The 23,509-nt window shown below is 68.6% G+C and carries 24 protein-coding genes; 16 read left to right on the top strand and 8 right to left on the bottom strand.

Annotated elements, in window-relative coordinates:
* From IG196_RS00535 to IG196_RS00520, 4 genes are read left to right on the top strand one after another with little or no spacing between them, the layout of a single operon-like run.
* A complete protein-coding gene (locus tag IG196_RS00535; RefSeq protein WP_192194507.1) occupies positions 1 to 957 on the top strand; it encodes an MlaD family protein in 957 nt (318 codons plus the stop codon).
* A gap of 22 nt (positions 958 to 979) precedes the next feature.
* Positions 980 to 1,666, top strand: coding sequence for an ABC-type transport auxiliary lipoprotein family protein (locus tag IG196_RS00530; RefSeq protein ID WP_225616875.1), 687 nt, complete (start codon positions 980 to 982; stop codon positions 1,664 to 1,666).
* Between the two features lie 55 nt (positions 1,667 to 1,721).
* The gene (locus IG196_RS00525; RefSeq protein WP_099794622.1) at positions 1,722 to 1,943 is read left to right on the top strand and encodes a hypothetical protein; all 222 of its coding nucleotides are present in this window, start codon (positions 1,722 to 1,724) and stop codon (positions 1,941 to 1,943) included.
* 19 nt (positions 1,944 to 1,962) lie between these two features.
* On the top strand, positions 1,963 to 2,457 hold the full coding sequence (locus tag IG196_RS00520; RefSeq protein ID WP_192194505.1) for a GFA family protein: 495 nt from the start codon (positions 1,963 to 1,965) through the stop codon (positions 2,455 to 2,457).
* A gap of 4 nt (positions 2,458 to 2,461) precedes the next feature.
* On the opposite strand, the gene IG196_RS00515 is transcribed toward IG196_RS00520, so the two are convergent.
* Both IG196_RS00515 and IG196_RS00510 read right to left on the bottom strand, forming a co-directional pair.
* The gene (locus tag IG196_RS00515; protein ID WP_225616874.1) at positions 2,462 to 3,223 is read right to left on the bottom strand and encodes an SIR2 family NAD-dependent protein deacylase; all 762 of its coding nucleotides are present in this window, start codon (positions 3,221 to 3,223) and stop codon (positions 2,462 to 2,464) included.
* 17 nt (positions 3,224 to 3,240) lie between these two features.
* Positions 3,241 to 4,119, bottom strand: coding sequence for an IclR family transcriptional regulator (locus IG196_RS00510; RefSeq protein ID WP_192196878.1), 879 nt, complete (start codon positions 4,117 to 4,119; stop codon positions 3,241 to 3,243).
* Positions 4,120 to 4,268: 149 nt separating this feature from the next.
* On the opposite strand from IG196_RS00510, the gene IG196_RS00505 reads away from it, so the two are divergent.
* From IG196_RS00505 to fahA, 6 genes are all read left to right on the top strand, one after another.
* Entirely contained in the window at positions 4,269 to 5,228 is a 960-nt protein-coding gene (locus tag IG196_RS00505; protein WP_192194503.1) for an MBL fold metallo-hydrolase, read from the top strand.
* 64 nt (positions 5,229 to 5,292) lie between these two features.
* A complete protein-coding gene (locus IG196_RS00500) occupies positions 5,293 to 6,924 on the top strand; it encodes an FAD-dependent oxidoreductase (protein ID WP_192194502.1) in 1,632 nt (543 codons plus the stop codon).
* Positions 6,925 to 6,929: 5 nt separating this feature from the next.
* Positions 6,930 to 7,124 carry a DUF2783 domain-containing protein gene (locus tag IG196_RS00495; protein WP_192194501.1) on the top strand — a complete coding sequence of 65 codons (195 nt, stop codon included), beginning with the start codon at positions 6,930 to 6,932 and terminating at the stop codon, positions 7,122 to 7,124.
* 54 nt (positions 7,125 to 7,178) lie between these two features.
* On the top strand, positions 7,179 to 8,489 hold the full coding sequence (gene hmgA / locus IG196_RS00490; protein WP_101493442.1) for a homogentisate 1,2-dioxygenase: 1,311 nt from the start codon (positions 7,179 to 7,181) through the stop codon (positions 8,487 to 8,489).
* A gap of 2 nt (positions 8,490 to 8,491) precedes the next feature.
* On the top strand, positions 8,492 to 9,472 hold the full coding sequence (locus IG196_RS00485; RefSeq protein WP_192196877.1) for a Bug family tripartite tricarboxylate transporter substrate binding protein: 981 nt from the start codon (positions 8,492 to 8,494) through the stop codon (positions 9,470 to 9,472).
* A 26-nt stretch (positions 9,473 to 9,498) separates the two neighbouring features.
* A complete protein-coding gene (fahA, locus tag IG196_RS00480) occupies positions 9,499 to 10,767 on the top strand; it encodes a fumarylacetoacetase (protein ID WP_192194500.1) in 1,269 nt (422 codons plus the stop codon).
* 132 nt (positions 10,768 to 10,899) lie between these two features.
* On the opposite strand, the gene mrdA is transcribed toward fahA, so the two are convergent.
* From mrdA to IG196_RS00460, 4 genes are all read right to left on the bottom strand, one after another.
* Positions 10,900 to 12,900 carry a penicillin-binding protein 2 gene (gene mrdA, locus IG196_RS00475; RefSeq protein ID WP_192194499.1) on the bottom strand — a complete coding sequence of 667 codons (2,001 nt, stop codon included), beginning with the start codon at positions 12,898 to 12,900 and terminating at the stop codon, positions 10,900 to 10,902.
* A gap of 57 nt (positions 12,901 to 12,957) precedes the next feature.
* On the bottom strand, positions 12,958 to 13,479 hold the full coding sequence (mreD, locus tag IG196_RS00470) for a rod shape-determining protein MreD (RefSeq protein ID WP_101493445.1): 522 nt from the start codon (positions 13,477 to 13,479) through the stop codon (positions 12,958 to 12,960).
* On the bottom strand, positions 13,476 to 14,438 hold the full coding sequence (mreC, locus tag IG196_RS00465) for a rod shape-determining protein MreC (protein WP_192194498.1): 963 nt from the start codon (positions 14,436 to 14,438) through the stop codon (positions 13,476 to 13,478). Before mreC ends, mreD begins: the two co-directional genes overlap by 4 nt.
* Positions 14,439 to 14,523: 85 nt before the next feature.
* Positions 14,524 to 15,567 carry a rod shape-determining protein gene (locus IG196_RS00460; protein WP_056583929.1) on the bottom strand — a complete coding sequence of 348 codons (1,044 nt, stop codon included), beginning with the start codon at positions 15,565 to 15,567 and terminating at the stop codon, positions 14,524 to 14,526.
* A 216-nt stretch (positions 15,568 to 15,783) separates the two neighbouring features.
* On the opposite strand from IG196_RS00460, the gene gatC reads away from it, so the two are divergent.
* The 3 genes from gatC to gatB are packed head-to-tail and all read left to right on the top strand — an operon-like array spanning position 15,784 to position 19,065.
* Positions 15,784 to 16,083: an Asp-tRNA(Asn)/Glu-tRNA(Gln) amidotransferase subunit GatC gene (gatC, locus tag IG196_RS00455; protein WP_101493447.1), complete on the top strand. Its 300-nt coding sequence runs from the start codon at positions 15,784 to 15,786 to the stop codon at positions 16,081 to 16,083.
* Positions 16,083 to 17,573, top strand: a complete 1,491-nt coding sequence (gene gatA / locus IG196_RS00450) for an Asp-tRNA(Asn)/Glu-tRNA(Gln) amidotransferase subunit GatA (protein WP_192194497.1) — start codon at positions 16,083 to 16,085, stop codon at positions 17,571 to 17,573. The genes gatC and gatA overlap by 1 nt, the downstream gene beginning before the upstream one ends.
* A 1-nt stretch (position 17,574) precedes the next feature.
* Positions 17,575 to 19,065 carry an Asp-tRNA(Asn)/Glu-tRNA(Gln) amidotransferase subunit GatB gene (gene gatB, locus IG196_RS00445; RefSeq protein WP_192194496.1) on the top strand — a complete coding sequence of 497 codons (1,491 nt, stop codon included), beginning with the start codon at positions 17,575 to 17,577 and terminating at the stop codon, positions 19,063 to 19,065.
* A 47-nt stretch (positions 19,066 to 19,112) separates the two neighbouring features.
* Here gatB and IG196_RS00440 read toward each other — a convergent pair whose 3' ends face one another.
* Positions 19,113 to 19,808 carry a DUF4124 domain-containing protein gene (locus IG196_RS00440; protein ID WP_192194495.1) on the bottom strand — a complete coding sequence of 232 codons (696 nt, stop codon included), beginning with the start codon at positions 19,806 to 19,808 and terminating at the stop codon, positions 19,113 to 19,115.
* Between the two features lie 12 nt (positions 19,809 to 19,820).
* The gene (pyrE, locus tag IG196_RS00435) at positions 19,821 to 20,501 is read right to left on the bottom strand and encodes an orotate phosphoribosyltransferase (RefSeq protein ID WP_192194494.1); all 681 of its coding nucleotides are present in this window, start codon (positions 20,499 to 20,501) and stop codon (positions 19,821 to 19,823) included.
* 12 nt (positions 20,502 to 20,513) lie between these two features.
* Here pyrE and IG196_RS00430 point away from each other — a divergent pair, with 12 nt between their 5' ends.
* From IG196_RS00430 to IG196_RS00420, 3 genes are read left to right on the top strand one after another with little or no spacing between them, the layout of a single operon-like run.
* Complete coding sequence (locus IG196_RS00430; RefSeq protein ID WP_192194493.1) at positions 20,514 to 21,317, top strand: exodeoxyribonuclease III; 804 nt, start codon at positions 20,514 to 20,516, stop codon at positions 21,315 to 21,317.
* 15 nt (positions 21,318 to 21,332) lie between these two features.
* Complete coding sequence (locus tag IG196_RS00425; RefSeq protein WP_192194492.1) at positions 21,333 to 22,685, top strand: PcfJ domain-containing protein; 1,353 nt, start codon at positions 21,333 to 21,335, stop codon at positions 22,683 to 22,685.
* Positions 22,682 to 23,500, top strand: coding sequence for a DUF1266 domain-containing protein (locus IG196_RS00420; protein WP_225616873.1), 819 nt, complete (start codon positions 22,682 to 22,684; stop codon positions 23,498 to 23,500). The genes IG196_RS00425 and IG196_RS00420 overlap by 4 nt, the downstream gene beginning before the upstream one ends.
* The last annotated feature ends 9 nt before the right edge of the window (positions 23,501 to 23,509 follow it).

Here is a 23,509-nt window from a genome sequence, read left to right as displayed (position 1 = left end):
ATGGAAAACAAGGCCCACGCCCTCGCCGCCGGCGCCTTCGTGCTCGGCCTGATCGCCGCGCTCGTTGCGCTGGTGGTCTGGTTCACGCGCGACAACACCGTGCGCAACGTGTACGAGCTCTCCACCCGCGACGCCGTGAGCGGCCTGCAGCCGCAGGCCCAGGTACGCTACCGCGGCATCTCGGTCGGCAAAGTGACCTCGATCGACTTCGACCCCAAGACCCGTGGCAACGTGCGCGTGCGCATCACGGTCGACGAGCGCGTGCCGCTCACCACGTCGAGCTTTGCCACGCTGAGCTACCAGGGCGTGACCGGCCTGGCCTTCATCGCGCTGGACGACGAGGGCCAGTCGACCGTCGCGCTCAAGCCGAACAACGACAACCCGCCGCGCATTCCGCTCAAGCCCTCGATGCTCGCGAAGCTGCAGGACCGCGGCGAAGAAATCATCGACCAGGTCGAAGAAGTGACCAAGCGCGCCAACATGCTGCTGGCCGACGCCAACCAGAAGCGCGTGGCCGATGCGCTGGAGAACATCGCAGCCGCCTCGGCCAGCGCCAACACGCTGCTCAAGCAGCTCGACAACACCGTGAAGACCGGCCTGAACCCGACGCTCGCCGCCATGCCCGAGACGCTGTCGACGGTGAAGAAAGCCGCTGGCGACGTCTCGCGCGTGGCCAACAACTTCAACTCCACCGTGGGCAAGCTCAACGCACCCGACGGCCCGGTCGAGCGCCTGAGCGAGGGCACCAAGGCGCTGGCGCAGGCGGTCGATTCGTTCAACGCCGCCACCCTGCCGCGCGTGAACCGCGTGGCCGACGACACCGCCCACGCGGTGCGCCGCCTGGGCCGCGCGGCCGACAGCATCAACGACAACCCGCAATCGCTGCTGTTCGGCAACGGCGGCGCGGTCGCGGGCCCGGGCGAGCCCGGCTTCGTTGCGCCCGCCGCACGCCACTGACCGGGAGCAGAACACCATGCGCATGAAGAACACCCTCCCCGCCCTCTCCAGCCTCGGCTGCGTGCTGTTGCTCGCCGGCTGCGGCATGCTGCCCGACAAGCCGGCGCGCGCCACGCTGTACGACTTCGGCCCCGGTCTCTCGACCGCCGCACCTGCTGCTGCCGCGCCGACGACCGCGCTGCCTGCACTGTCCCTCGCGGAGTTCGACAGCAACGCGCGCCTGGACGGCACGCAGATCCTGTACCGCATGGGCTACGCCGATGCCAACGAGCTGCGTCCCTACGGCCAGTCGCGCTGGAGCCTGCCGCCCGCGCAGTTGCTGCGCCAGCGGCTGCGCGACACGCTCGCCGAGCGCCGCACCGTGCTCGGCCCCGAAGAAAGCGCAACGCTCGCACGCACCGAGAGCATCGTGCCCGACACGCTGCGCATTTCGCTCGACGAGTTCAGCCACTACTTCGATGCGCCGGCCAGCAGCACGGGCCTCGTGCGCCTGCGCGCCACGCTGGTCCGCAGCGCCACCGGCGGCGACCGCGTGATGGGCCAGCGGACCTTCACCGTGCGCCGCCCCGCGGCCAGCGCCGACGCACCCGGCGGCGTGAAGGCGCTCATCGCAGCGAGCGACGCGGCCATGGCCGAGGTCGTCCAATGGGTCGACCAGCTGCAGCAGCAAGAGCCGCCGCAGCCGCGCGCGGCTGCACCGCGGCGCTGAGCGACCGGCGTTTTTTATTTCTGTGCTTTCCAACCACCTCGAGGAGACCCGTCCCATGAACGCAACGCGCATCGTCGGCATCCTGCTGGTCGTCGCCGGCATCGCCGGGCTCGGCCTGGGCGGCTTCAGCTTCACCAAGGAAACCCACCAGGCCAAGCTCGGCCCGCTGGAGTTCTCGGTGAAGGAAAAACAGAACGTCAACATCCCGTCCTGGGCCGGCGTGGCGGCGATCGTGGTGGGCGGCGCGCTGGTGCTGCTGGGTGGCAAGAAGGGCTGAAGGCCCACCGACCCCGGCCATGGCCGACGCCTTCGTGCCGCTCGAAGGCGGCTGCACCTGCCGGCAGGTGCGCTACCGCCTGAACGCCCCGCCGCTCTTCGTGCACTGCTGCCACTGTCGCTGGTGCCAGCGCGAAACGGGCTCGTCCTTCGCGCTCAATGCGCTGATCGAACCGGAACACGTGCAGATGCTGCAGGGCGCGGTCGATCGGGTGCTCACGCCCTCGGCCAGCGGGCGCGGCCAGACGTACGCGCGCTGCCCGGCCTGCCATGTCGCACTGTGGAGCCACTACGCAGGCGCCGGTGACGCCGTGAGCTTCATCCGCGTGGGCACGCTCGACACGCCCGACCGGCTGCCGCCGGACCTGCACATCTTCACGATGTCGAAACAGCCGTGGGTGGTGCTGCCAGCCGGCGCACCGGCGGTGCCTGAGTACTACGACCGCAAGGATTTCTGGCCCGCCGAAAGCCTCGCGCGCTGGCGCGTGCTGCGCGAGAAGCTGCGGGCCGGCTGACGGCTCAGTCGCCGACCATGCCCGCCAGCAAGCTCGGCAACAGATCTTCCGACGCCCCCCGCAACACCACCGCCGCCGCATCATCCAGATGCGGCAACGGCTCGATGTTCAGCGTGACCAGCCGCGCACCGCGCGCCATCGCCAGCTTGGGCAACTCGGCCGCCGGGTAGACGATGGTCGTGCTGCCGACCACCAGGAACAGGTCGGACTCCTGCGCGGCCACTTGCGCGTCGAGCAGCACGCCGGCGTTCAGCATCTCGCCGAACATGACCACGTCGGGCCGCGCGTGCGAGCCGCAGCGCAGGCAGCGGTGGAACGGCCAGGGGCCGCTGCGGTTGCCGCAGTGGTCGCAGCGCCAGCGGCGCAGCGAGCCGTGCAGTTCGAGCACATCCTGGCCGCCGGCCTTGCCAAGCAGGCCGTCGACGTTCTGCGTGATGAGCCGGGTCGCAGGGCGCAACCGCTGCAGCTGTGCGAGCGCAAGGTGGCCGGGGTTGGGCGACGCGGTCTCGATCAGCGACAGGCGCTGGGCCCAGAACTTGGTGAAGCCGCCCGGGTCGCGCGCGAGGTCGTCGGCGTGCGAGAACTTGAGCGCGTTCTGGCTCATCCAGAGGCCGTCGGCGTCGCGGTAGGTCGGGATGCCCGAGGCCTTGGACAGGCCCGCGCCCGAGAAGACCACGATGCGCCGGGCGCCGCGCAGCAGCGCCACGGTGCGGTCGATGCGCAGCGCGAGGTCGTCGGAGTCGGAAGAAGAAGCAGAGGAAGACAAGGCAGAAGAAAACAGGGTCATCGATCGGAGACGGAGGGAACCACGACGCCGGCCCCTCCCGGGCTGTTGCTCGCACCCAGGCGCTGCGACACCGTGCCCGCGCAGGCCTTGAGCGCGCGCGCGATCTCGCCGTCCCAGGCGGTGTGGAAGATGCCGGCCGGGCCGATGGCGGTCACGGCCAGCACGATGGCGCCGGTGTGGTCGAACACGGGCGCGGCCATGGCGCTCACGCCCTCGATCACCTCGCCGTCGGAGCGGCTGATGCCGTGGTCGCGCACTTCCTGGCACTGGCGCTCGAAGTCGCTCCACGAGGGCAGCGGCTGCACCGGCGGCATGCCGGCCGGCGGCGCGGGTTCGGCGGCGCCCTTGCGCTGCTTCTGGCGCTGGCGCTCGTCCTCGAGCTGCGCGCGCACCACGGCCGGGTCGAGGTAGGCGGCAAACACGCGGCCCGAGGCCGTGTTGGTGAGCGAGAACACCGTGCCGTGGCGCATGTTCACGTGCACCGGCGAGGGCGACTCGGCCGTGCGCACGATGGTCGCGCCGCGCGCGCCCCACACGGCCAGTGCCACGGTGTGGCCGATCTGCTGCGCGAGCTGGCCGATCAGCGCCGTGGCGATGTGCACCGGGTCGGCCTGCTGCAGGCTGATCAGCCCCAGTTGCAAGGCCAGCGGGCCGAGCAGATAGTGGCCGCTGGCGCGGTCCTGCTCGATGAGGCCCAGCCGGCCGAAGCTCACCATGTACGGGTGGGCCTTGGCGGCCGTCATGTCCGCCTCGCGGGCAAGGTCTTTGAGCGCCATCGGGCGGCCGTGGTGCACCAGCGCGCGCAGCAGCTGCCCGCCGACTTCGATGCTCTGGATGCCGCGCTGGGCGCGGTCGGTGTCAACAGTCGCTGCCATGGCCGCCTTGCCGTCTGGTTGTTCGTTCATGAAGAAGGCATTAGACATGAACTGATCTCGGGCTTACACTTCGCGCATTCGTTATCTGCAAACTCGTTCGCCTTAAACGAATAAGGTGAATCCAAAAACCACCCCACCGGAGACACACGATGAGCCAAGCCAAGAAGTTCGCCAGCCAGGCCGACCTGGAAGAAAAGAAGATCACCTTCAGCCAGATTTCGGAGCACGCCTGGGCCTACACGGCCGAGGGCGACCCCAACACCGGCATCATCATTGGCGACGACTGCGTGCTGGTGGCCGACACCCAGGCCACGCCCGCCATGGCCGCCGACGTGGTGCGCCGCATCCGCGAAGTGACCGACAAGCCCATCAAGTACGTGGTGCTCACCCACTACCACGCAGTGCGCGTGCTGGGCGCAGCCGGCTACGGCGCCGAACACATCCTGGCCAGCCAGGACACGCGTGACCTGATCGTCGAGCGCGGCGAGGAAGACAAGGCCAGCGAAATCGGCCGCTTTCCGCGCCTGTTCCAGAACGTCGAGACGGTGCCCCCGGGCCTGACCTGGCCCACCATGACCTTCACCGGCAAGATGACGCTGTGGCTGGGCAAGCTCGAAGTGCAGCTGCTGCAGCTGGGCCGCGGCCACACCAAGGGCGACACGGTCGTCTGGCTGCCGCAGGAGCGCGCGCTGCTGTCGGGCGACCTGGTCGAGTTCGGCGCCACGCCGTACGCCGGCGACGCCTACTTCCAGGACTGGCCGCAGACGCTGGACAACCTTGTCGCCCTGAAGCCCCTGGCCCTGGTGCCGGGCCGCGGCGCCGCGCTGACCACGCCCGAAGACGTGGCCAAGGGCCTGCAGGAAACGCGCGCCTTCATCGCCGACGTGTACGCCAGCGTGCAGGACGGCGTGAAAGCCGGCCGCGACCTGAACGCGGTCTACAAGGAGACCTACGAGAAGCTCAAGCCCAAGTACAGCCAGTGGGTGATCTTCGACCACTGCATGCCCTTCGACGTGAGCCGTGCGTATGACGAGGCCTCGGGCCATGCCGACCCGCGCGTGTGGACGGCGCAGCGCGACATCGACATGTGGAAGGCCCTGGAAGGCTGATCGCGCCGCGACCTTCCCCCGCGCGGGGAAGGCGACGGAAACGACAAGAACACGGAGACAACACGTGATCGACTACCAAAGCCTGCGCTTCGACTACACCCGCCACGCCGACCAGGACGCCGCCGCGCCCGCCCGCCACCCCGTGGTGGTCGTGGGCGCCGGCCCGGTGGGCCTCACGCTCGCCATCGACCTCGCCCTGCGGCAGATTCCCGTGGTGCTGCTCGACAACGACAACAGCCTGTCCAGCGGATCGCGCGCGATCTGCTTTGCCAAGCGCACGCTCGAGGTGTTCGACCGCCTCGGCTGCGGCGACCGCATGGTGGACAAGGGCGTGTCGTGGCACGTCGGCAAGGTGTTCTTCCATGACGAGCAGGTCTACCGCTTCGACCTGCTGCCCGAGCCCGGCCACGAGCGCCCGGCCTTCATCAACCTGCAGCAGTACTACGTCGAGGGCTACCTCGTCGAGCGCGCCGCGGCACTGCCGCTGATCGACCTGCGCTGGAACAACAAGGTGGTCGGCATCGAACAGCAGGGCGACGGCGCCGTGCTCACCATCGAGACGCCTGAAGGCAACTACGAACTGGCCGCCGGCTACGTCGCCGCCTGCGACGGCTCCCGCTCCAACCTGCGCCAGCTGCTGGGCCAGGAAGCCAAGGGCCGCACCTTCCGCGACCGCTTCCTCATCGCCGACATCACGATGGATGCGCACCTGCCCACCGAGCGCCGCTTCTGGTTCGACCCCTCGTTCCACCCCGGCCAGAGCGTGCTGCTGCACAAGCAGGCCGACGGCATGTGGCGCGTCGACTTCCAGCTCGGCTGGGACGCCGACCCGGTGGAAGAGCGCAAGCCCGAGCGCATCACGCCGCGCGTGCGCGCGCTGCTCGACAGCATCGGCTTCGAAGGCGTGCAGTTCCAGATCGGCTGGGCCAGCGTCTACACCTTCGCCTGCCAGCGCATGGAGCGCTTCCGCCACGGCCGCGTGCTGTTCGCGGGCGACTCGGCGCACGGCGTGTCGCCCTTCGGCGCGCGCGGCGCCAACTCGGGCGTGCAGGACGCCGACAACCTCGCCTGGAAACTCGCGGCCGTGCTGGCCGGCGACGCGCCCGACGCGCTGCTCGACAGCTACGCCAGCGAGCGCGAGTTCGCGGCCGACGAGAACATCCGCAATTCGACGCGCGCCACCGACTTCATCACGCCCAAGAGCGAGGTGAGCCGGCTGTTCCGCGACGCGGTGCTCGAACTGACGAAGCGCCACGCCTTCGCGCGCTCGCTGGTCAACAGCGGGCGGCTGTCGGTGGCCACGGTGCTGCGCGACTCGCCGCTCAACACGCCCGACGCCGACAGCTTCGCCGGCGCGATGGTGCCCGGCGCGGCCGCGGCCGATGCGCCCGTGCGGCGCGCCGACGGCAGCACCGGCTGGCTGCTGCGCGAATGCCATGTGGCGCGCTTCACCGCGCTGGTGTTCGGCACCGGCGACGCCGCCGAACGCAGCCTGCAAGCGCTGAACGCCAGCGACCTCGCGCTGCACGTCGTGCGCGTGGAAGGTGACGGCGCCGAACTCGCCACGCAGCGCTACGACGCGCAGCCCGGCACCGTCTATCTGCTGCGACCCGACCAGCATGTGTGCGCGCGCTGGCGGCACCCCACGGCGGCAAACATTCGCGCGGCCCTCGACCACGCACTGGCAAAGGCATGACCCCGATGCAACAACAGCTGATCACCACGCCGAACCTCGACGCGCCCGACGATTTCTACGAGGCGCTCATCGAAGCCCACCAGGGGCTTTCCACCGAAGAAAGCCACGCCTTCAACGCACGGCTCGTGCTCGTGCTGGCCAACCACGTCGGCTCGCTGGCCGTGCTGCGCGAAGCCTTCGACGCGGCGCGCGCCGGCTGAGCCGCGCCACATCCGCACACTCCCACCTCATCGCGATTTTCGAAAGAGAAGCCCATGACCCAACCCACCCCTGCCTCCGAACGGCGCTACCAGAGCGGCTTCGGCAACGAGTACGCCTCCGAGGCCGTGCCCGGTGCGCTGCCGCAAGGCCGCAACAACCCGCAGCGCGGCCCCTTCGACCTGTACACCGAGCTGCTCTCGGGCACCGCCTTCACGGCGCCGCGCCATGAGAACCGCCGCACCTGGCTGTACCGCCGCCAGCCCTCGGTGGTGTCGGGCCGCTACCAGCCCTACGCGCAGGCGCACTGGACCACCGGCGCCGACCGCGAGATTGCACTGCCGCCCGAGCCGATGCGCTGGGGCCCGCTGCCGCTGGACGGCGCGGCCGACGTCGACTTCATCGACGGCATGCACACGCTGGCCGCCAACGGCGATGCCGAATCGCAGGTCGGCATCGGCTCGCTGATGTACCTGGCAGGCCGCTCGATGGAACAGCGCGCCTTCGTCAACGCCGACGGCGAGATGCTGGTGATGCCCCAACAAGGCCGCCTCGTCGTCACGACCGAACTCGGCGTGCTCGACGTGAAGCCCGGCGAGATCGTGGTGCTGCCGCGCGGTATGGCCTTCAAGGTCGCGCTGCCCGACGGCCTCTCGCGCGGCTACGTGTGCGAGAACTACGGCGCGCACTTCCGCCTGCCCGAACTCGGCCCGATCGGCTCGAACGGACTGGCCAACGCCCGCGACTTCCAGGCGCCCGTGGCGGCCTTCGAGGAAGACGGCGGCGCCTACGAACTGGTGAAGAAATTCGGCGGCCGCTTCTGGACCGCACCGACGAAACAGTCGCCCTTCAACGTGGTCGCGTGGCACGGCAACCTCGCGCCGGTGAAGTACGACACGGCGAACTTCATGGTCATCGGCTCGATCAGCTTCGACCATCCCGATCCGTCGATCTTCACCGTGCTGACCTCGCCGAGCGACACGCCCGGCACGGCCAACTGCGACTTCGTGATCTTCCCGCCGCGCTGGATGGTGATGGAAAACACCTTCCGTCCGCCGTGGTTCCACCGCAACCTCATGAGCGAGTTCATGGGCCTGGTGCTGGGCGAGTACGACGCCAAGCCGGGCGGCTTCAAGCCCGGCGGCGCGAGCCTGCACAACTGCATGGTGCCGCACGGGCCGGATGAAGAAGCCTTCGACAAGGCCACGCACGCCGACCTCAAGCCGCACAAGCTGGACAACACGCTGGCCTTCATGTTCGAGAGCCGCTACCGTTTCATTCCGACGAACTTCGCGCTGCAAAGCCCGGCGCTCGACACCGACTACACCGACTGCTGGGCCGGCCTCAAGGACCAATTCAAGCCATGAAGATGAAGAAGAGCGCTTTCGCCCTCACCCGCCGCGCGGCGGCCGTCGCACTGCTCGCGGCGCCGTTCCTGCTGGCGCATGCGGCGGACTTTCCGTCGAAGCCGATCAAGTTCATCGTGCCCTACAGCCCCGGCGGCACCACCGACCTGGTGGCGCGCACCGTGGGCCAGAAGGTCTCGGAGAAGCTGGGCCAGCCGGTGCTCATCGACAACCGCGGCGGCGCGGGCGGCAACATCGGCATGGACGCCGTGGCCAAGGCCGCGCCCGACGGCTACACGATCGGCTTCGGCGCCATCTCGACCAATGCGCTGAACCCGCACATCTACAAGTCGATGGCCTTCGATCCGCGCAAGGACTTCACGGCCATCAGCCTGCTGGGCATGTCGACCATCGTGCTCGAAGTGCCCGCCAGCTCGGCCATCAGGACCGTGCCCGATCTCATCGCCGCCGCAAAGAAGAACCCCGGCCTGCCCTACGCCACCGCAGGCACCGGCACGTCGATGAACCTGGCCGGCGTGATGTTCGCGCAGATGACCGGCACCGAGCTCACGCACGTCGCCTACAAGGGCAGCGGCCCGGCCATCACCGACATGCTGGGCAACACCATCGGCGTGATGTTCGACAACCTGCCGGCGTCGCTGCCGCACATCCAGGCCGGCAAGCTGCGCGCGCTGGCCGTGGCAGGCGGCACGCGCTCGCCTTCGCTGCCCGACGTGCCGACAATGGCCGAGGCGGGCCTCAAGGGCTATGCGCTGGAGCCATGGTTCGGCGTGTACGGGCCGGCGAAGGTGCCAGCACCGATCGTGAAGGCGCTGAACGAAGCGTTTGTCGAAGCGCTCGCGATGCCCGACGTGAAGGCCAAGCTGCAGCAGGCGGGCTTCTCGCCGCGCGGCTCGACCGCACAGGAGCTGAGCACGCTCACCGACACCGAATACAAGCGCCTGGGCGATGTGGCCCGCAAGGCCGGCATGACCGCCGACTGATCCGATTCAAGAACCGAAAGACATCCATGACCGCACTCAACGCCACCCACGACCCGAAGCTGCGCAGCTGGGTCGCCGCCGCCAACGTGGCCGGCACCGACTTCCCGATCCAGAACCTGCCCTTCGGCCGCTTCCGCACCGCCGGCAGCAGCGAGGCCTTCCGCATCGGCGTGGCCATCGGCGACCAGATCCTCGACCTGCGCGCGGCCGGCCTCATCGACACCGACGACATGAACGTGCTGATGAACGCCAGCGTGAAAGACCGCCAGGCCCTGCGCGCCGCGATCTCCGCCGGCCTCGCCGAAGGCAGCGGCCAGCAGGCCGCGTGGTCGAAGGCGCTGCTGGCGCAAGCCCAGGCCGAGATGACCGTGCCTTGCCGCATCGGCGACTACACCGACTTCTACACGGGCATCCACCACGCCACCACCATCGGCAAGCTGTTCCGTCCCGACCAGCCGCTGATGCCCAACTACAAGTGGGTGCCCATCGGTTACCACGGCCGCGCCTCGTCGATCCGCGTGAGCGGCCAGACCTTCAAGCGCCCGCACGGCCAGACCAAGGCACCCGACGCAGAAACGCCGAGCTTCGGCCCGTCGAAGCGGCTCGACTACGAACTGGAGCTGGGCTTCTTCGTGGGCCGCGGCAATGCGCTGGGCGAGCCCATCGCCATCGCCGAGGCCGAAGACCACCTGTTCGGCGTGACTTTGCTCAACGACTGGTCGGCGCGCGACGTGCAGGCCTGGGAATACCAGCCGCTCGGCCCCTTCCTCTCCAAGAGCTTCACGAGCACGCTGTCGCCCTGGATCGTGACGGCCGACGCGCTGGCACCGTTCCGCGCGAAGTTCGAGCGCCCCGCCGAAGACCCGCAACCGCTACCCTACCTCGACGCGCCGTCGAACCGCGCCAGCGGCGCGCTCGACATCACGCTCGAAGTGCTGCTGCAGACCGCGAAGATGCGCGCCGATGGCGTCGCGCCCGTGCGCCTCACGCTCGGCAACACCACCGAGGCCGCCTACTGGACCGCCGCGCAACTCATCACGCACCACACGGTGAACGGCTGCAACCTGCAGCCCGGCGACCTGCTGGGCTCGGGCACGCTGTCGGGCCCCAAGCCCGACCAGGCCGGCTCGCTGATCGAACTCACGCTGGGGGGCAAGCAGCCGATCACGCTGGCGAACGGCGAGAAGCGCACGTTCCTGGAAGATGGCGACACGCTGGTGATGCGTGGCTGGTGCGAGCGCGAGGGCGCGGTGCGCATCGGCTTGGGTGAAGTCACCGGGACCGTGGTGGCCTGAAGTCCCGTGTTGTCCCCTCTCCCTCTGGGAGAGGGCTAGGGTGAGGGCAGTCGGCCTCACAACATTGCGCGGCCTCGATCGCCGCTCACCCTCACCCCCGCCCTCTCCCCAAGGGGAGAGGGCGTCAAACCTTCAGGGCGTAGCCGCCGCCGCCGATGCCGCACTCGCAGGCACCGGCGCAGCCGCTCCCGCCACGGGCCACACCACCTCGCTGGCCACGCGCGGCTTGCCCATCGGCGGGCCGGCGCGGCCGATGCGCACGGCGGCCATGTCGGCCTCGCTCGGGTACTGGTTCATGAGCCAGTAGTCGAACACGCGGCGCGCAATGGGCGCCGCAGAGCCTGCGCCCCAGCCCGCGTTCTCGACGATGACCGCGAGCGCGATCTTCGGGTTGTTGGCGGGCGCGTAGGCCATGAACAGCGCGTGGTCGCGCTGGTGCTCTTCGAGCGCGCGCGCGTTGTACTTGGTGTTCTTGGCCTGCGTCACGGCCTGCGCCGTGCCGGTCTTGCCGGCCGCCTGGTAGCCCGCGCCCGCGAACACGCCGCGCGCGGTGCCGCTGGTGACCACGGCGGTCAGGCCCTCGCGGATCACCGCGACATTGGCCGCCGTGTAGCCGAGGTTCTCGGCCGGCGGCTGCGGCAGCGGCACGACCTGTCCGCTGACCGTGTTGCGCATCGCCAGTGCCAGATGCGGCCGGTGCTTCATGCCGCCGTCGGCCACGATGGCCGTGGCCTGCGCGAGCTGCAGCATGGTGAAGGCGTTGTAGCCCTGGCCGATGCCCAGCGAGATGGTCTCGCCCGCGTACCACTTCTTGGCCTCGGGCCGCTTGTAGGCGTTGCGCTTCCACTCGGTGCTGGGCAGCACGCCGCGCACCTCGCCGCCCAGGTCGATGCCGGTGATCTGGCCGAAGCCCATGGGCTTCATGAAGTCGTGGATGAGGTCCACGCCCATCTCGTTGGCCAGCGAGTAGTAGTAGATGTTGCTCGACAGCTGGATCGAGCGGCGCATGTCGACGCCGCCGATGTTGCCCTCAGGGCTGCCGAAGCGGTGGCCGCCGAAGTTGAAGTAGCCGGGGTCGTTCACCACCACGTTGGCCGCGCGCTTGCCGGTCTGCAGCGCCGCCATCGCCATGAAGGGCTTGTAGGTCGAGCCCGGCGGGTAGGTGCCGCGCAGCGCGCGGTTGAGCAACGGCTTGTCGAGCGACTCGCTGAGCTCTTTCCAGCTCTCGGTGTCGATGCCTTCCACGAACAGGTTCGGATCGAAGGTGGGCTTGCTCACGAAGGCCAGCACCTCGCCGGTCTTCGGGTCGATGGCGACCAGCGCGCCGCGGCGCTCGCCGAACATGTCTTCCACCAGCTTCTGCAGCTTGATGTCCAGCGACAGCATGACGGTGTTGCCCGGCGTGGCCGGATGGCTTGCGAGCCGGCGCACGGCGCGCCCTCCGGCCGAGGTTTCCATCTGCTCGACGCCGGTCTGGCCGTGCAGCATCTTTTCGTAGCTCTGCTCGATGCCGAGCTTGCCGATGTAGTCGGTGCCTTTGTAGTTGGCCTGGTCTTCTTCTTCCCAGTCTTCCATCGCGGTCTTCTCGCGCTGGTTGATGCGCCCGATGTAGCCGAGCACGTGAGAGCCCGTCTCGCCGTTCGGGTAGTTGCGGAACAGGCGTGCCTTGATCTCCACGCCCGGGAAGCGGTAGCGCTGCGCCGCGAAGCGCGCCACTTCTTCGTCGCTCAGGCGCGTGCGGATCGGAATGGAGTCGAAGCTGCGCGAGTCTTCGCGCAGGCGCTTGAAGCGGCGGCGGTCGCGCGGCGACACCTCGAGCACGCTGGTCAGGCTGTTGATGGTTTCCTCGACATCGCCGACCTTCGAGGGCGTGATCTCCAGCGTGTAGGCCGAGTAGTTGGAGGCCAGCACGATGCCGTTGCGGTCGAGGATGAGCCCCCGGTTCGGCACCACCGGCACCACGGCCGTGCGGTTGCTCTCGGCCTGCTCGGCCAGGTCTTCATGGCGCACCACCTGCAGGTACACCAGCCGCGCCCCCAGCAGGCTGAAGGCGAACAGCACTGCCATGCCGATGACGATCACGCGGCGCTTGAAGCGCGCCAGATCGGCGGCAACGTTGCGGATTTCAGTCATGGCATCAGGAGCTTAGGCGTGCGCAGGTGCGATGGCAAATGCGGCGAAGGGCAGAACTTAGAGGGGCCGGTTCTCGTCGGGTTCAGGGGTGCGGCGCTGCGGTGCGAGCAGCAGCGCACTGGCCAGCGGCCACAGTGCGGCCTCGAGGGCCGGCGAGATCAGCACGCCCCAGCCCGGGAACACGCCGCCGCCGATCATGCGCGTGATCACCTCGATGAACTGCGACAGCGCAAACAGCGGCAGCACCTGCAGCGCCTGCGAGAGCACCGGGTACCAGAGCAGGCGCCGGTGGATCATGGCCGCGAAGAAACCCAGCGTGGTGTAGGACAGCGCATGCTGGCCCAGCATCGACGCCTGGTGCACGTCCATGAGCAGGCCGAACATGAAGGCCGCGCCGATGCCCACGCGCGCGGGCTGGTGCACGCCCCAGAACACGATCACCAGCGCCAGCAGGTCGGGCATCCAGGCGGCGCGGCCGATGGGAATCATGTTGACCAGCAGCGCCACGAGCAGGCTGGTCCACATGAAGACGGGGCTGACGGGCAGCAAGAGCTGCTGCTGGCCGGGACGCTTGATCATCGCGTGGCTCCCGCGGGCTTCTTTTCGTTCTTGCCGACGCCGGGCTTGCCGTCGGGGCGCTTGCGTTGGGTGGACGCTGCCTCGACGTGCGGCGGCGCCACGGGCGCGCCCGAGGGCTCGAGCACCAGCACGTAGCGCGCCGCGGTCACACGGGCCAGCGGCACGCAGTAGATGCGCGCAAAGGCCGAGTCGGCGCGGCGCTCGATGCGTTCGATCTTCGCCACCGGCAGGCCGGCCGGGTAGATGCCGTCGACGCCGCTGGTGGACAGCAGGTCGCCCTCCTGCAGGTCGGCATTGGCCGCCATGAAGCGCAGCTCCATGCCGCCGCCGTGCGCCGACGCGTCGCCGAAGGCCACGCTGCGCACGCCGGTGCGGGTGTTCTGCACAGGAATGGCCAGGTCGCGGTCGATCACGAGCGTGACCTCGCTCGTGAAAGGCAGCACCTGCGTGACCTGGCCCAGCACGCCGCGCGCGTCAATCACGGGCGAGCCGGCCGCCACGCCTTGGGTGAGGCCCTGGTCGATGACGATCTTGCGTGTGTAGGGGTCGGCCGCGTCGTACAGCACCTCGGCCGGGCGACCGGGCGTGGTGGTGGTCTGGCGCAGCTCGAGCAGTTCGCGCAGGCGGGCGTTGTCTTGTGCCAGCGTGTCGGCGCGGCTGGCGGTTTCGGCCTGCAGCATCAGGGCCTTGCGTGCTTCTTCTTCGTTGTGCTGCGCGGTCTGCAGCTCTTCGAAGTAGCGACTGCCGCCCATCACCAGCATGACGGGCTTGAGCGCCACCATCTGCACCGGGTAGAGCACCGCGCCGATGGCCGAGCGGATCGGCTTCACGAGGTGAAAGCGTGCGTCGGCCACCATCAGGAAGAGCGAGAGCGCGCCGAAGAAGATCAGCTTGCTGAGTGCCGATTGCCCCTGGTTGAACAGAGGTGGCGCTGTGCGATCGAGCGTGCCCAGAGGCATGTAGTCAGACCCGGCAGTGGTGCGGCATCAAATAACAAAAGGCCGGCCTGCGCAAGCAAAGGCCGGCCGATGGAGGCTTTCGCCTTTACTCGCTCGTGAAGATGCTTCCGAGACGGTCCATGCGCTCGAGCGCGATGCCGCAGCCGCGCACCACGCAGGTCAGCGGATCTTCGGCCACGAGCACCGGCAGGCCGGTTTCCTCGGCGAGCAGGCGGTCGAGGTCGCGCAGCAGCGCGCCGCCGCCAGTGAGCATCATGCCGCGCTCGGCGATGTCGGCGCCCAGTTCGGGAGGCGTCTGTTCCAGCGCGTTCTTCACGGCCGAGACGATGTTGTTCAGGGGATCGGTCAGGGCTTCCAGCACTTCGTTGCTGCTGATGGTGAAGCTGCGCGGCACGCCTTCGGAAAGGTTGCGGCCCTTGACTTCCATTTCCTTGACTTCGGAGCCCGGGAAAGCCGAGCCGATGTTCTTCTTGATGACTTCGGCCGTCGGCTCGCCGATCAGCATGCCGTAGTTGCGGCGGATGTAATTGATGATGGCTTCGTCGAAGCGGTCGCCGCCCACGCGGACCGAGCCCTTGTAGACCATGCCGCCCAGCGAGATCACGCCCACTTCGGTGGTGCCGCCGCCGATGTCGACCACCATCGAGCCCGAGGCTTCGCTGACGGGCAGGCCGGCGCCGATGGCCGCGGCCATGGGTTCTTCGATGAGGTAGACGGCCGTGGCGCCGGCGGCTTCGGCCGCGTCCTTGATGGCGCGGCGCTCGACCTGGGTCGAGCCGCAGGGCACGCAGATGATGATGCGCGGGCTCGGCGTGAGCAGCGTGCGCGGGTGCACCATCTTGATGAACTGCTTGATCATCTGCTCGGTGATCACGAAGTCGGCAATCACGCCGTCCTTCATCGGGCGGATCGCCTCGATGTTGCCGGGCACCTTGCCCAGCATGGCCTTGGCTTCGCGGCCGACGGCCTGGATCACCTTCTTGCCATGGGGACCGCCTTCGTGGCGGATCGCGACCACGGAGGGCTCGTCCAGCACGATGCCCTTGTTGCGGGCGAAGATCAGGGTATTGGCGGTGCCGAGGTCAATCGCCAGGTCGGTGGAAAAGTACCGACGGAAAGCTCCAAACATGTGCGGAATCCTCTGAGCACGGCCTGCGCATCGGCAGGACGTCGCTCTATTTTTGGGTCGTTTGACGGGGTGAATTGATCGTTTTTGGCGCAAAAGCCGGCGCGTTCGCGGGGGTTGCGGCAAAGGCGGGATAATAACCGAATCCCCTCTGAATCCCGTGTCGGCACCCTCTTCGGCGTGCGATTGCCTCTGGTTTTTTCGACCCGTCAGCCATCTATGTCTCTTTCCGCTTCCGATATTGCACGCATCGCCTCCCTGGCGCGGCTGCAGCTTGCCCCAGATGAAAGCGAGCGCATGCTCACTCAAATCAACGGCTTCTTCGATCTGGTCGAACGCATGCGCGCGGTCGACACCACCGGCGTCGAGCCGTTGGCGCACCCCGTGGCCGCGCGCGAAGACGTGACCTTGCGCCTGCGCGACGACGTCGTGAGCGAGCCGAACAACCGCGAAGCCAACCAGAAGAGCGCCCCGGCCGTCGAAGCCGGCCTGTTCCTCGTGCCCAAGGTGATCGAATAATGAGCAGCGGTGAACTGCACCAATTGAGCGTGGTCGCGCTGGCCAAAGCGCTGGCCGACCGCAAGGTTTCGGCCGTCGAAGCCTCGCAGGCCTTTCTGGGCCGCATGAAAGCCCACGAATCGCTCGGCACCTTTGTCGACGTCAACGAAGAAGTCACGCTGGCCCAGGCCCGCGCCGCCGACGCGCTCCTCGCGAAGGGCAACGCGCCCGCGCTGGCCGGTGTGCCGATCGCGCACAAGGACATCTTCGTCACCACCGATTTCGCCACCACTGCCGGCTCGAAGATGCTCGCGGGCTACCGCTCGCCCTTCGACGCGACCGTGGTGCGCCGCCTGGCCGAAGCCGGCGCGGTCACGCTCGGCAAGCTCAGCTGCGACGAGTTCGCGATGGGCTCGGCCAACGAGAACGTCGCCGTGCCCGCCGTCGGCCACGACACCGCCGTGCCGGTGCGCAACCCCTGGAACCTCGACCGCATTCCGGGCGGCTCATCGGGCGCCAGCGCCGCGGCCGTGGCCGCGCGCCTCGCACCCGCCGCCACCGGCACCGACACCGGCGGCTCGATCCGCCAGCCCGCCTCGTTCTGCGGCATCACCGGCATCAAGCCGACCTACGGCCGCGCCTCGCGCTACGGCATGGTGGCCTTCGCCTCGAGCCTCGACCAGGCCGGCCCGATGGCCCGCTCGGCCGAAGACTGCGCGCTGCTGCTGTCGGCCTTCTGCGGCCCCGACCTCGACCGCGATTCGACCTCGCTCGACAAGCCCGCCGAAGACTTCGGCCGCTCGCTGAACGACTCGCTCGACGGCCTGCGCATCGGCGTGCCGAAGGAGTTCTTCGGCGACGGCGTGGCACCCGGCGTGCGCGCCGCCATTGATGCAGCGTTGTTGCAGTACGAGAAGCTCGGCGCCAAGCGCGTCGAGGTCTCGCTGCCGCGCACCGAGCTGTCGATTCCCGTGTACTACATCCTGGCCGCGGCCGAAGCGTCGAGCAACCTGAGCCGCTTCGACGGCGTCAAGTTCGGCCACCGCGCCAAGCAGTACAAGGACCTGGCCGAGATGTACGAACGCACGCGCGCCGAAGGCTTCGGCGACGAAGTGAAGCGCCGCATCATGATCGGCACCTACGTGCTCTCGCACGGCTACTACGACGCCTACTACCTGCAAGCGCAGAAGGTCCGCCGCATGATCGCGGACGACTTCCAGCAGGCGCTGACGCAATGCGACGTGATCGCCGGCCCCGCCGCGCCGACCACCGCCTGGAAGATCGGCGAGCACGGCGACGACCCCGTGGCCGCCTACCTCGCCGACATCTTCACGCTGCCCGCCTCGCTCGCCGGCCTGCCCGGCATGAGCGTGCCCGCGGGCTTCGACGGCGGCATGCCCGTGGGCCTGCAGCTGATCGGCAACTACTTCGGCGAAGCGAAGCTGCTGAACGCAGCGCACCGCTTCCAGCAAGCCACCGACTGGCACACGCGCACGCCGGAGGGCTTCTGAAATGAGCGAGATCGTGAACACCTTCGAAGCACAACAACAAGGCCGCCCGACCGGCCCGCTGGTGCGCGGCTATGAAGTCATCATCGGCTTCGAAACGCACGCGCAGCTGTCGACGAACAGCAAGATCTTCAGCCGCGCCTCCACGGCCTTCGGCGCCGAGCCCAACACGCAGGCCTGCGCGGTCGACCTGGCACTGCCGGGCACGCTGCCCGTGATGAACAAGGGCGCGGTCGAACGAGCCATCAAGCTGGGCCTGGCGCTGGGCTCGCACATCGCGCCGCGCAGCGTATTCGCGCGCAAGAACTACTTCTACCCCGACCTGCCCAAGGGCTACCAGATCAGCCAGTTCGAGATCCCGGTGGTGCAAGGCGGTTCTGTCTCTTTCTTCCTCGGTGAAGAAAAGAAGACCGTGCGCCTCGTGCGTGCCCACCTCGAGGAAGACGCGGGCAAGTCGCTGCACGAAGACTTCATCGGCCAGAGCGGCATCGACCTGAACCGCGCCGGCACGCCGCTGCTCGAGATCGTGACCGAGCCCGACATGCGCTCCACCGCAGAGGCCGTGGCCTACGCGAAAGAGCTGCACAAGATCGTCACGTGGATCGGCATCTGCGACGGCAACATGCAGGAAGGCAGCTTCCGCTGCGACGCCAACGTGTCGGTGCGCAAGCCCGGCGACAAGCTCGGCACGCGCCGCGAGATCAAGAACCTGAACAGCTTCAAGTTCATGCAGCAGGCGATCGACTACGAAATCAACTCGCAGATCGACGAGCTCGAAGACGGCCGCGCGATCCAACAGGCGACCGTGCTGTTCGACCCCGCCACCGGCGAGACGCGCACCATGCGCACCAAGGAAGACGCGGCCGACTACCGCTACTTTCCCGACCCCGACCTGCCGCCGCTCGTGGTGGCTGCCGAGTGGATCGAGCGTGTGCGCGCCACCATGCCCGAGCTGCCGCGTGCCACGGCCGAGCGCTATGTGCGCGACCACGGCCTGTCGGAATACGACGCCGCGCAGCTCACGCAAGGCGCGGCGCTGGCGCACTACTTCGACGATGCGGTGAACGCCGGCGCAGCGCCCAAGCTGGCCAGCAACTGGATCACCGGCGAAATGGCACGCCGCCTGAACGCCGCCGAAATCGGCATCGAGGCCGCGCCCGTGAAGGCCGCGCAGCTCGCGCAGCTGGTGACGCGCATCGCCGACGGCACGCTGCCGAACAACGCGGCACGCCAGGTGTTCGAAGCACTGTGGAGTGGCGAAGGCAGCGATGTCGACGCGATCATCGAAGCGAAAGACCTGAAGCCGATGAACGACACCGGCGCGCTCGACAAGATCCTCGACGAGGTGATTGCCAAGAACGCGAAGAACGTCGAGGAATACCGCGGCGGCAAAGAGAAGGCGCTCAACGGCCTCGTGGGCCAGGTCATGAAGGCCAGCGGGGGCAAGGCGAACCCGGCGCAGGTCACCGAGCTGCTGAAAGCCAAGCTGGGCTGATCAAAAACCCCGGGGCCTTGCGCAAGGCCCCGGCCGGGTTCATTCGTTCAGCGGGGGTTGCCGCCGTTCTGCGGTGACCAGAGCGTCTTCAGGCGCCCGCGCTCCTCATCGAAGCGCGCATTCACGCGCTTCTTCTCGTCTTCCTGCTCCGCGACGAAGCGGTTCTGCACGGCCACGCTCTGCGTGTTGTCCTCGATCCTGCGGCGCACCGCGCCGGGCGCCTTGCTCGTGTCCTGCTTGTAGAACTCGAGCTCTTCGTCGATCTTCTTGCGCTCGTCGGCGAGCTCGGCGATGCGCTTCTTCGCGGCCTGGATCACGGCATCGATCTGCGACAGCGCCTCGGCGCGCTCGCGGTCGTGCGTGGTGGCATTGGGGTAGCGCACCAGCAGCGCGCGCTCGCGACGGCGTTCGTCGATGAGCCGTGCGGCCTGGATGGCGGCTTCGCGGGCGCGGTCCTCGCGCTCCTGCAGCTCGCGCGCCGTGTAGGTCGGCTCCAGCTTGCGGCGCACCGTGCCGCTCGGGCCCAGTTCGCGCTGCTCGCGGTCGCTGCACTCGGCGATCGGCCGGTCGGCCGTGAGCGTGCGTCCGCGCGCATCGATGCAGGTGTAGATGCCGACGCCGGGCGCGTCAGTCTTCGCAGGCTGCGCCAGCGCCACGCCGCACGACGACAAGGCCGCCAGGCCCAGCCACAGCGACGCCACGGCACAGGCAGAAGAAGAGGGATCGCGCGCGGGGCGTCGCATCGGCGCTGCGTCTCAAGCGCCGTAGCGCGTGCGGTAGGCCAGCACGCGCTCGCGGTGCGCGCCGAGGTCGGCAGCGGCATTGCCCGAGAGGTAGCTCAGCAGGTCGTCCAGCGTGGCGATGGCGACCACCGCGAGGCCGAGCTGGTTGCGCACGTACTGCACGGCGCTGTGGTCCACGTCGACGCCGTTCTCGGTGGCTTTTTCCTGCCGGTCGAGCGCGATGGACACGGCATGCGGCGTGGCGCCCGCGGCCTGGATGGCGGCGATCGATTCGCGCACCGCGGTGCCGGCCGACATCACGTCGTCGACGATGAGCACGCGGCCTTTCAGCGGCGCGCCCACGAGGTTGCCGCCCTCGCCGTGCGTCTTGGCTTCCTTGCGGTTGTAGGCAAAGGGGTAGTTGCGCCCGCGGCGGGCCAGCTCGGCGGCCACGGTGGCGCCCAGCGGGATGCCCTTGTAGGCGGGGCCGAAGATCATGTCGAACTCGAGCCCGCTTTCGATCAGGCGGTCTGCATAGAATCCGGCGAGCCGCGCGATCTTGGCGCCGTCGTCGAACAGTCCCGAATTGAAGAAATACGGGCTCATGCGACCGGCCTTGGTCTTGAATTCGCCGAAGCGAAGCACGCCGGCGTCGAGCGCGAACTGGACGAAGTCCTGTGCTACCGCGCTGCTTGTCTGACCGTCTACAGCCATTGGAAATTCCTTGTGTTCAAACTGACCAGTCTCAATCTCAATGGCCTGCGCTCGGCGGCCACCAAGGGCGTCGCCGACTGGGTGGCCGAACTCGCGCCGGATTGTATTTGCATGCAGGAGATCCGCGTCCAGGCCAGCGATGTCGAGGGCCGCTTCGAAAAGATGGCCGAGCTCCAGGGCCACTTCCACTTTGCCGAAAAAAAAGGCTACGCGGGCACCGCCGTCTACACGAAGCATGCGCCCAGCGCCGTGGTGGTGGGCTGGGGTGATCCCGAATTCGACGCCGAAGGCCGCTACCTCGAGCTGCGCTTCGACACGCCGAAGCGCAAGTTCTCGGTGATCAGCTGCTACTTCCCGAGCGGCAGCTCGGGCGAAGAGCGCCAGGCCGCCAAGTTCCGCTTCCTGAAGGGCTTCTTCCCGCACCTCGTGGCGCTGAAGAAGGAGCGCGAGTTCATCTTGTGCGGCGACATCAACATCGCCCACCAGGAAATCGACCTGAGGAACTGGCGCGGCAACCAGAAGAACAGCGGCTTCCTGCCCGAAGAACGTGCCTGGATGACGCGCCTGCTCGACGCGGGCACCGAAGGCGCGGGCCTGGTGGACGTGTACCGCCGCCTCAAGCCCGACACCACCGGCGACGCCTACACCTGGTGGAGCAACCGCGGCCAGGCCTACGCGAACAACGTGGGATGGCGGCTGGACTACCACCTCGCCACGCCGGCGCTGGGCGCACTGGCGCGCACCGAGGCGATCTACAAGACAGTCAAGTTCAGCGACCACGCGCCGATCACGGTGGAGTACGACTTCACGCTGTAAGTCGCCCGCCCGTCGATGCCCATCCCGACTCCGCGTCCTTCCACGAATCCCTCCGCGCCACCTGCCGCGACGGCGGTGTACCTGCCGCGCGACGTGGTGAACGCGCCCGAGGTCAAGGCCGCGATTGCGCGCCGCAGCGCCGAGCGCGGCGACGACGCCGACATGGCGGCCTGGCTGCTCAACCACTTCTTCCGCTGGGCCATCGGCAGCTTCGGCAACGTGCTGCCGGTGCAGTCGCCCGCCGACTACCTGGCCGCGGCCGGGCCCGACAAGCCGCTGCCCGAGTGGCTGGCCAAACAATTGCTGCCGCGCGCACCGGCCGTGCAGGACAAGGACAACAAGGACAAGTCCAAGGTCGGCAACACCGACCCGCCAGCCGCCGAAGCCAGTTCGAAGACTTTCTACTACCTCGACCCCGAGCACCTGCTGCTGGTCGACCGCGAACGCATGCTGGTCGAGTTCCTGCGCTCGCGGCGCGGCACGCGGCTCGAACAGAAGCTGCAGCGCATCACCTGCTTCATGGCCATGGCCCTGTGGGAGCAGGAGCACCAGCGCATGCAGGCCAAGCGCAAGAAGGGCTGGGTGCCCAGCAGCGGCCTGGCGCTGAAGGAGCTGCTGCGCACGCCCAACGGCGTGATCTTCGAGTTCATCGGCAGCCATGCGGCCTTGCGCGAGGAAATGGCCTACGAGTCGTTCCACATGCAGCACTGCCTGGGCCAGTTCGCCAACCTCAAGAAGCTGAACGGCGGCTACGGCGAGCAGTACGCCAGCGCCGCGCAGAGCGGCCGGCTGCGCCTGTTCACGCTGCGCAGCGCGGGCAACCTGCCGCACGTGACCATCAGCCTCGAAGTGCACGCCGACGGGCTGCGGGTCGACCAGATCAAGGGCAAGCAGAACCGCCACCCGGTGCGCAAGTACGCCGATGACGTGCTGCAGTTCCTGCGCACCCTGCCGCCGCGCGGCGAGCGCCACAGCGACTGCGAGGGCATGGGCCTGGTGTTCGAGCCCGAGACGGCGAACGATGCCAGCAGCACCACCCAGGGCCAGTGGAAGTTCGTCACCGACGTGCGCAGCCCCGACTTCCTGCTCAGCGTGATGAGCGGCAACTTCCACCTGATCGAGCACTTCGAGCAGCCGCCGCCGGCACTGCAGTGGCTGCTGCTGCGCATTGCGCCGCACGAGCTGGCGCGGCTGCGGCAGATGGACGTGGCGGTGGCCGCCGCCGCCCGCCTGACGCTGCCCGCGAACCGGTTGCCGCCGTCGCTGCAGGCCGCCTCCTCGGAAGCGCCCGCCGCGATGATGGAGATCGAAGGCATCTCGCTGAGCGCCGCCGTGTGCGCGCCGCTGCTGGGAGCCGCCTCGCCATGATGCAGGCGCTCCTCATCGTGATGCTGCTCGGGCTGCTGTACCTCGGGCTGCGCGTCGCATGGTTCGTCGTGCGCACCGCATTGCGCATCGTCGTGCGCGGTTCAGGCACGGCGATCGGCCACATGGAAAAGGCCAACGCCGACCTCGCGGCGCGCGCGGCGCAGGCCCGGGCCGACGCCGGCAAGGTGGCGCCCAACCGCCGCCGCTGGGCGCTGGCGCTCGGCGACATCCTGCTGCTGCGCAACGGCCTGCGCTGCGACAGCGACGCGCTGGCGCTCGAGCTGCCCGCCGAGCAGCGCCAGCGGCTGGCCAAGCAGGTGCTGCGCGAAATGAACATGGCCGCCGACCTGCCCGAGCGCGACATCGCCACGCAGATGCAGGCCGCGCTGGTCGGCTGGGTCAGCGGGCTCGGTCGCACCCACGCCAACTTCTACGAGCAGCTCGCGGCCGAAGGCAAGGTGCGCGACGCGCTGGCCTTCGACTGCGCGCGCACGGCCTTCCTGGTGCGCTGCATCGCGCTGCTGGGCTGGGTGCCCGAGTCGCAGGCCTGGCTGGTGCTGTTCCTCAATGCGCAACGCGCGCAGGACAGCTTCGAGAGCTGGGAAGATTTCGGCCACGCCTATGCGCGGGCGCGGCTGCACTGGCTGCGCATCAGCAGCCAGGACGGCCCCGCCTCGTCGCGCGCCACGCTGGAAGTGCAGGAGCACCTGCAGAACACCCAGGGCAACTGGCTCACGCTGCCGTGGAAGCGCTACCGCATCTTCGATCCCCAACCCACCCCGATCTCCATCCCCGCCCCTGCCGCGTCGGCCTGACGCGCGACC

The sequence above is a fragment of the Variovorax sp. 38R genome (genome assembly GCF_014843395.1).
GTDB lineage: Bacteria > Pseudomonadota > Gammaproteobacteria > Burkholderiales > Burkholderiaceae_C > Variovorax > Variovorax paradoxus_H.
This window is presented reverse-complemented; position numbering and strand designations above follow the sequence as displayed.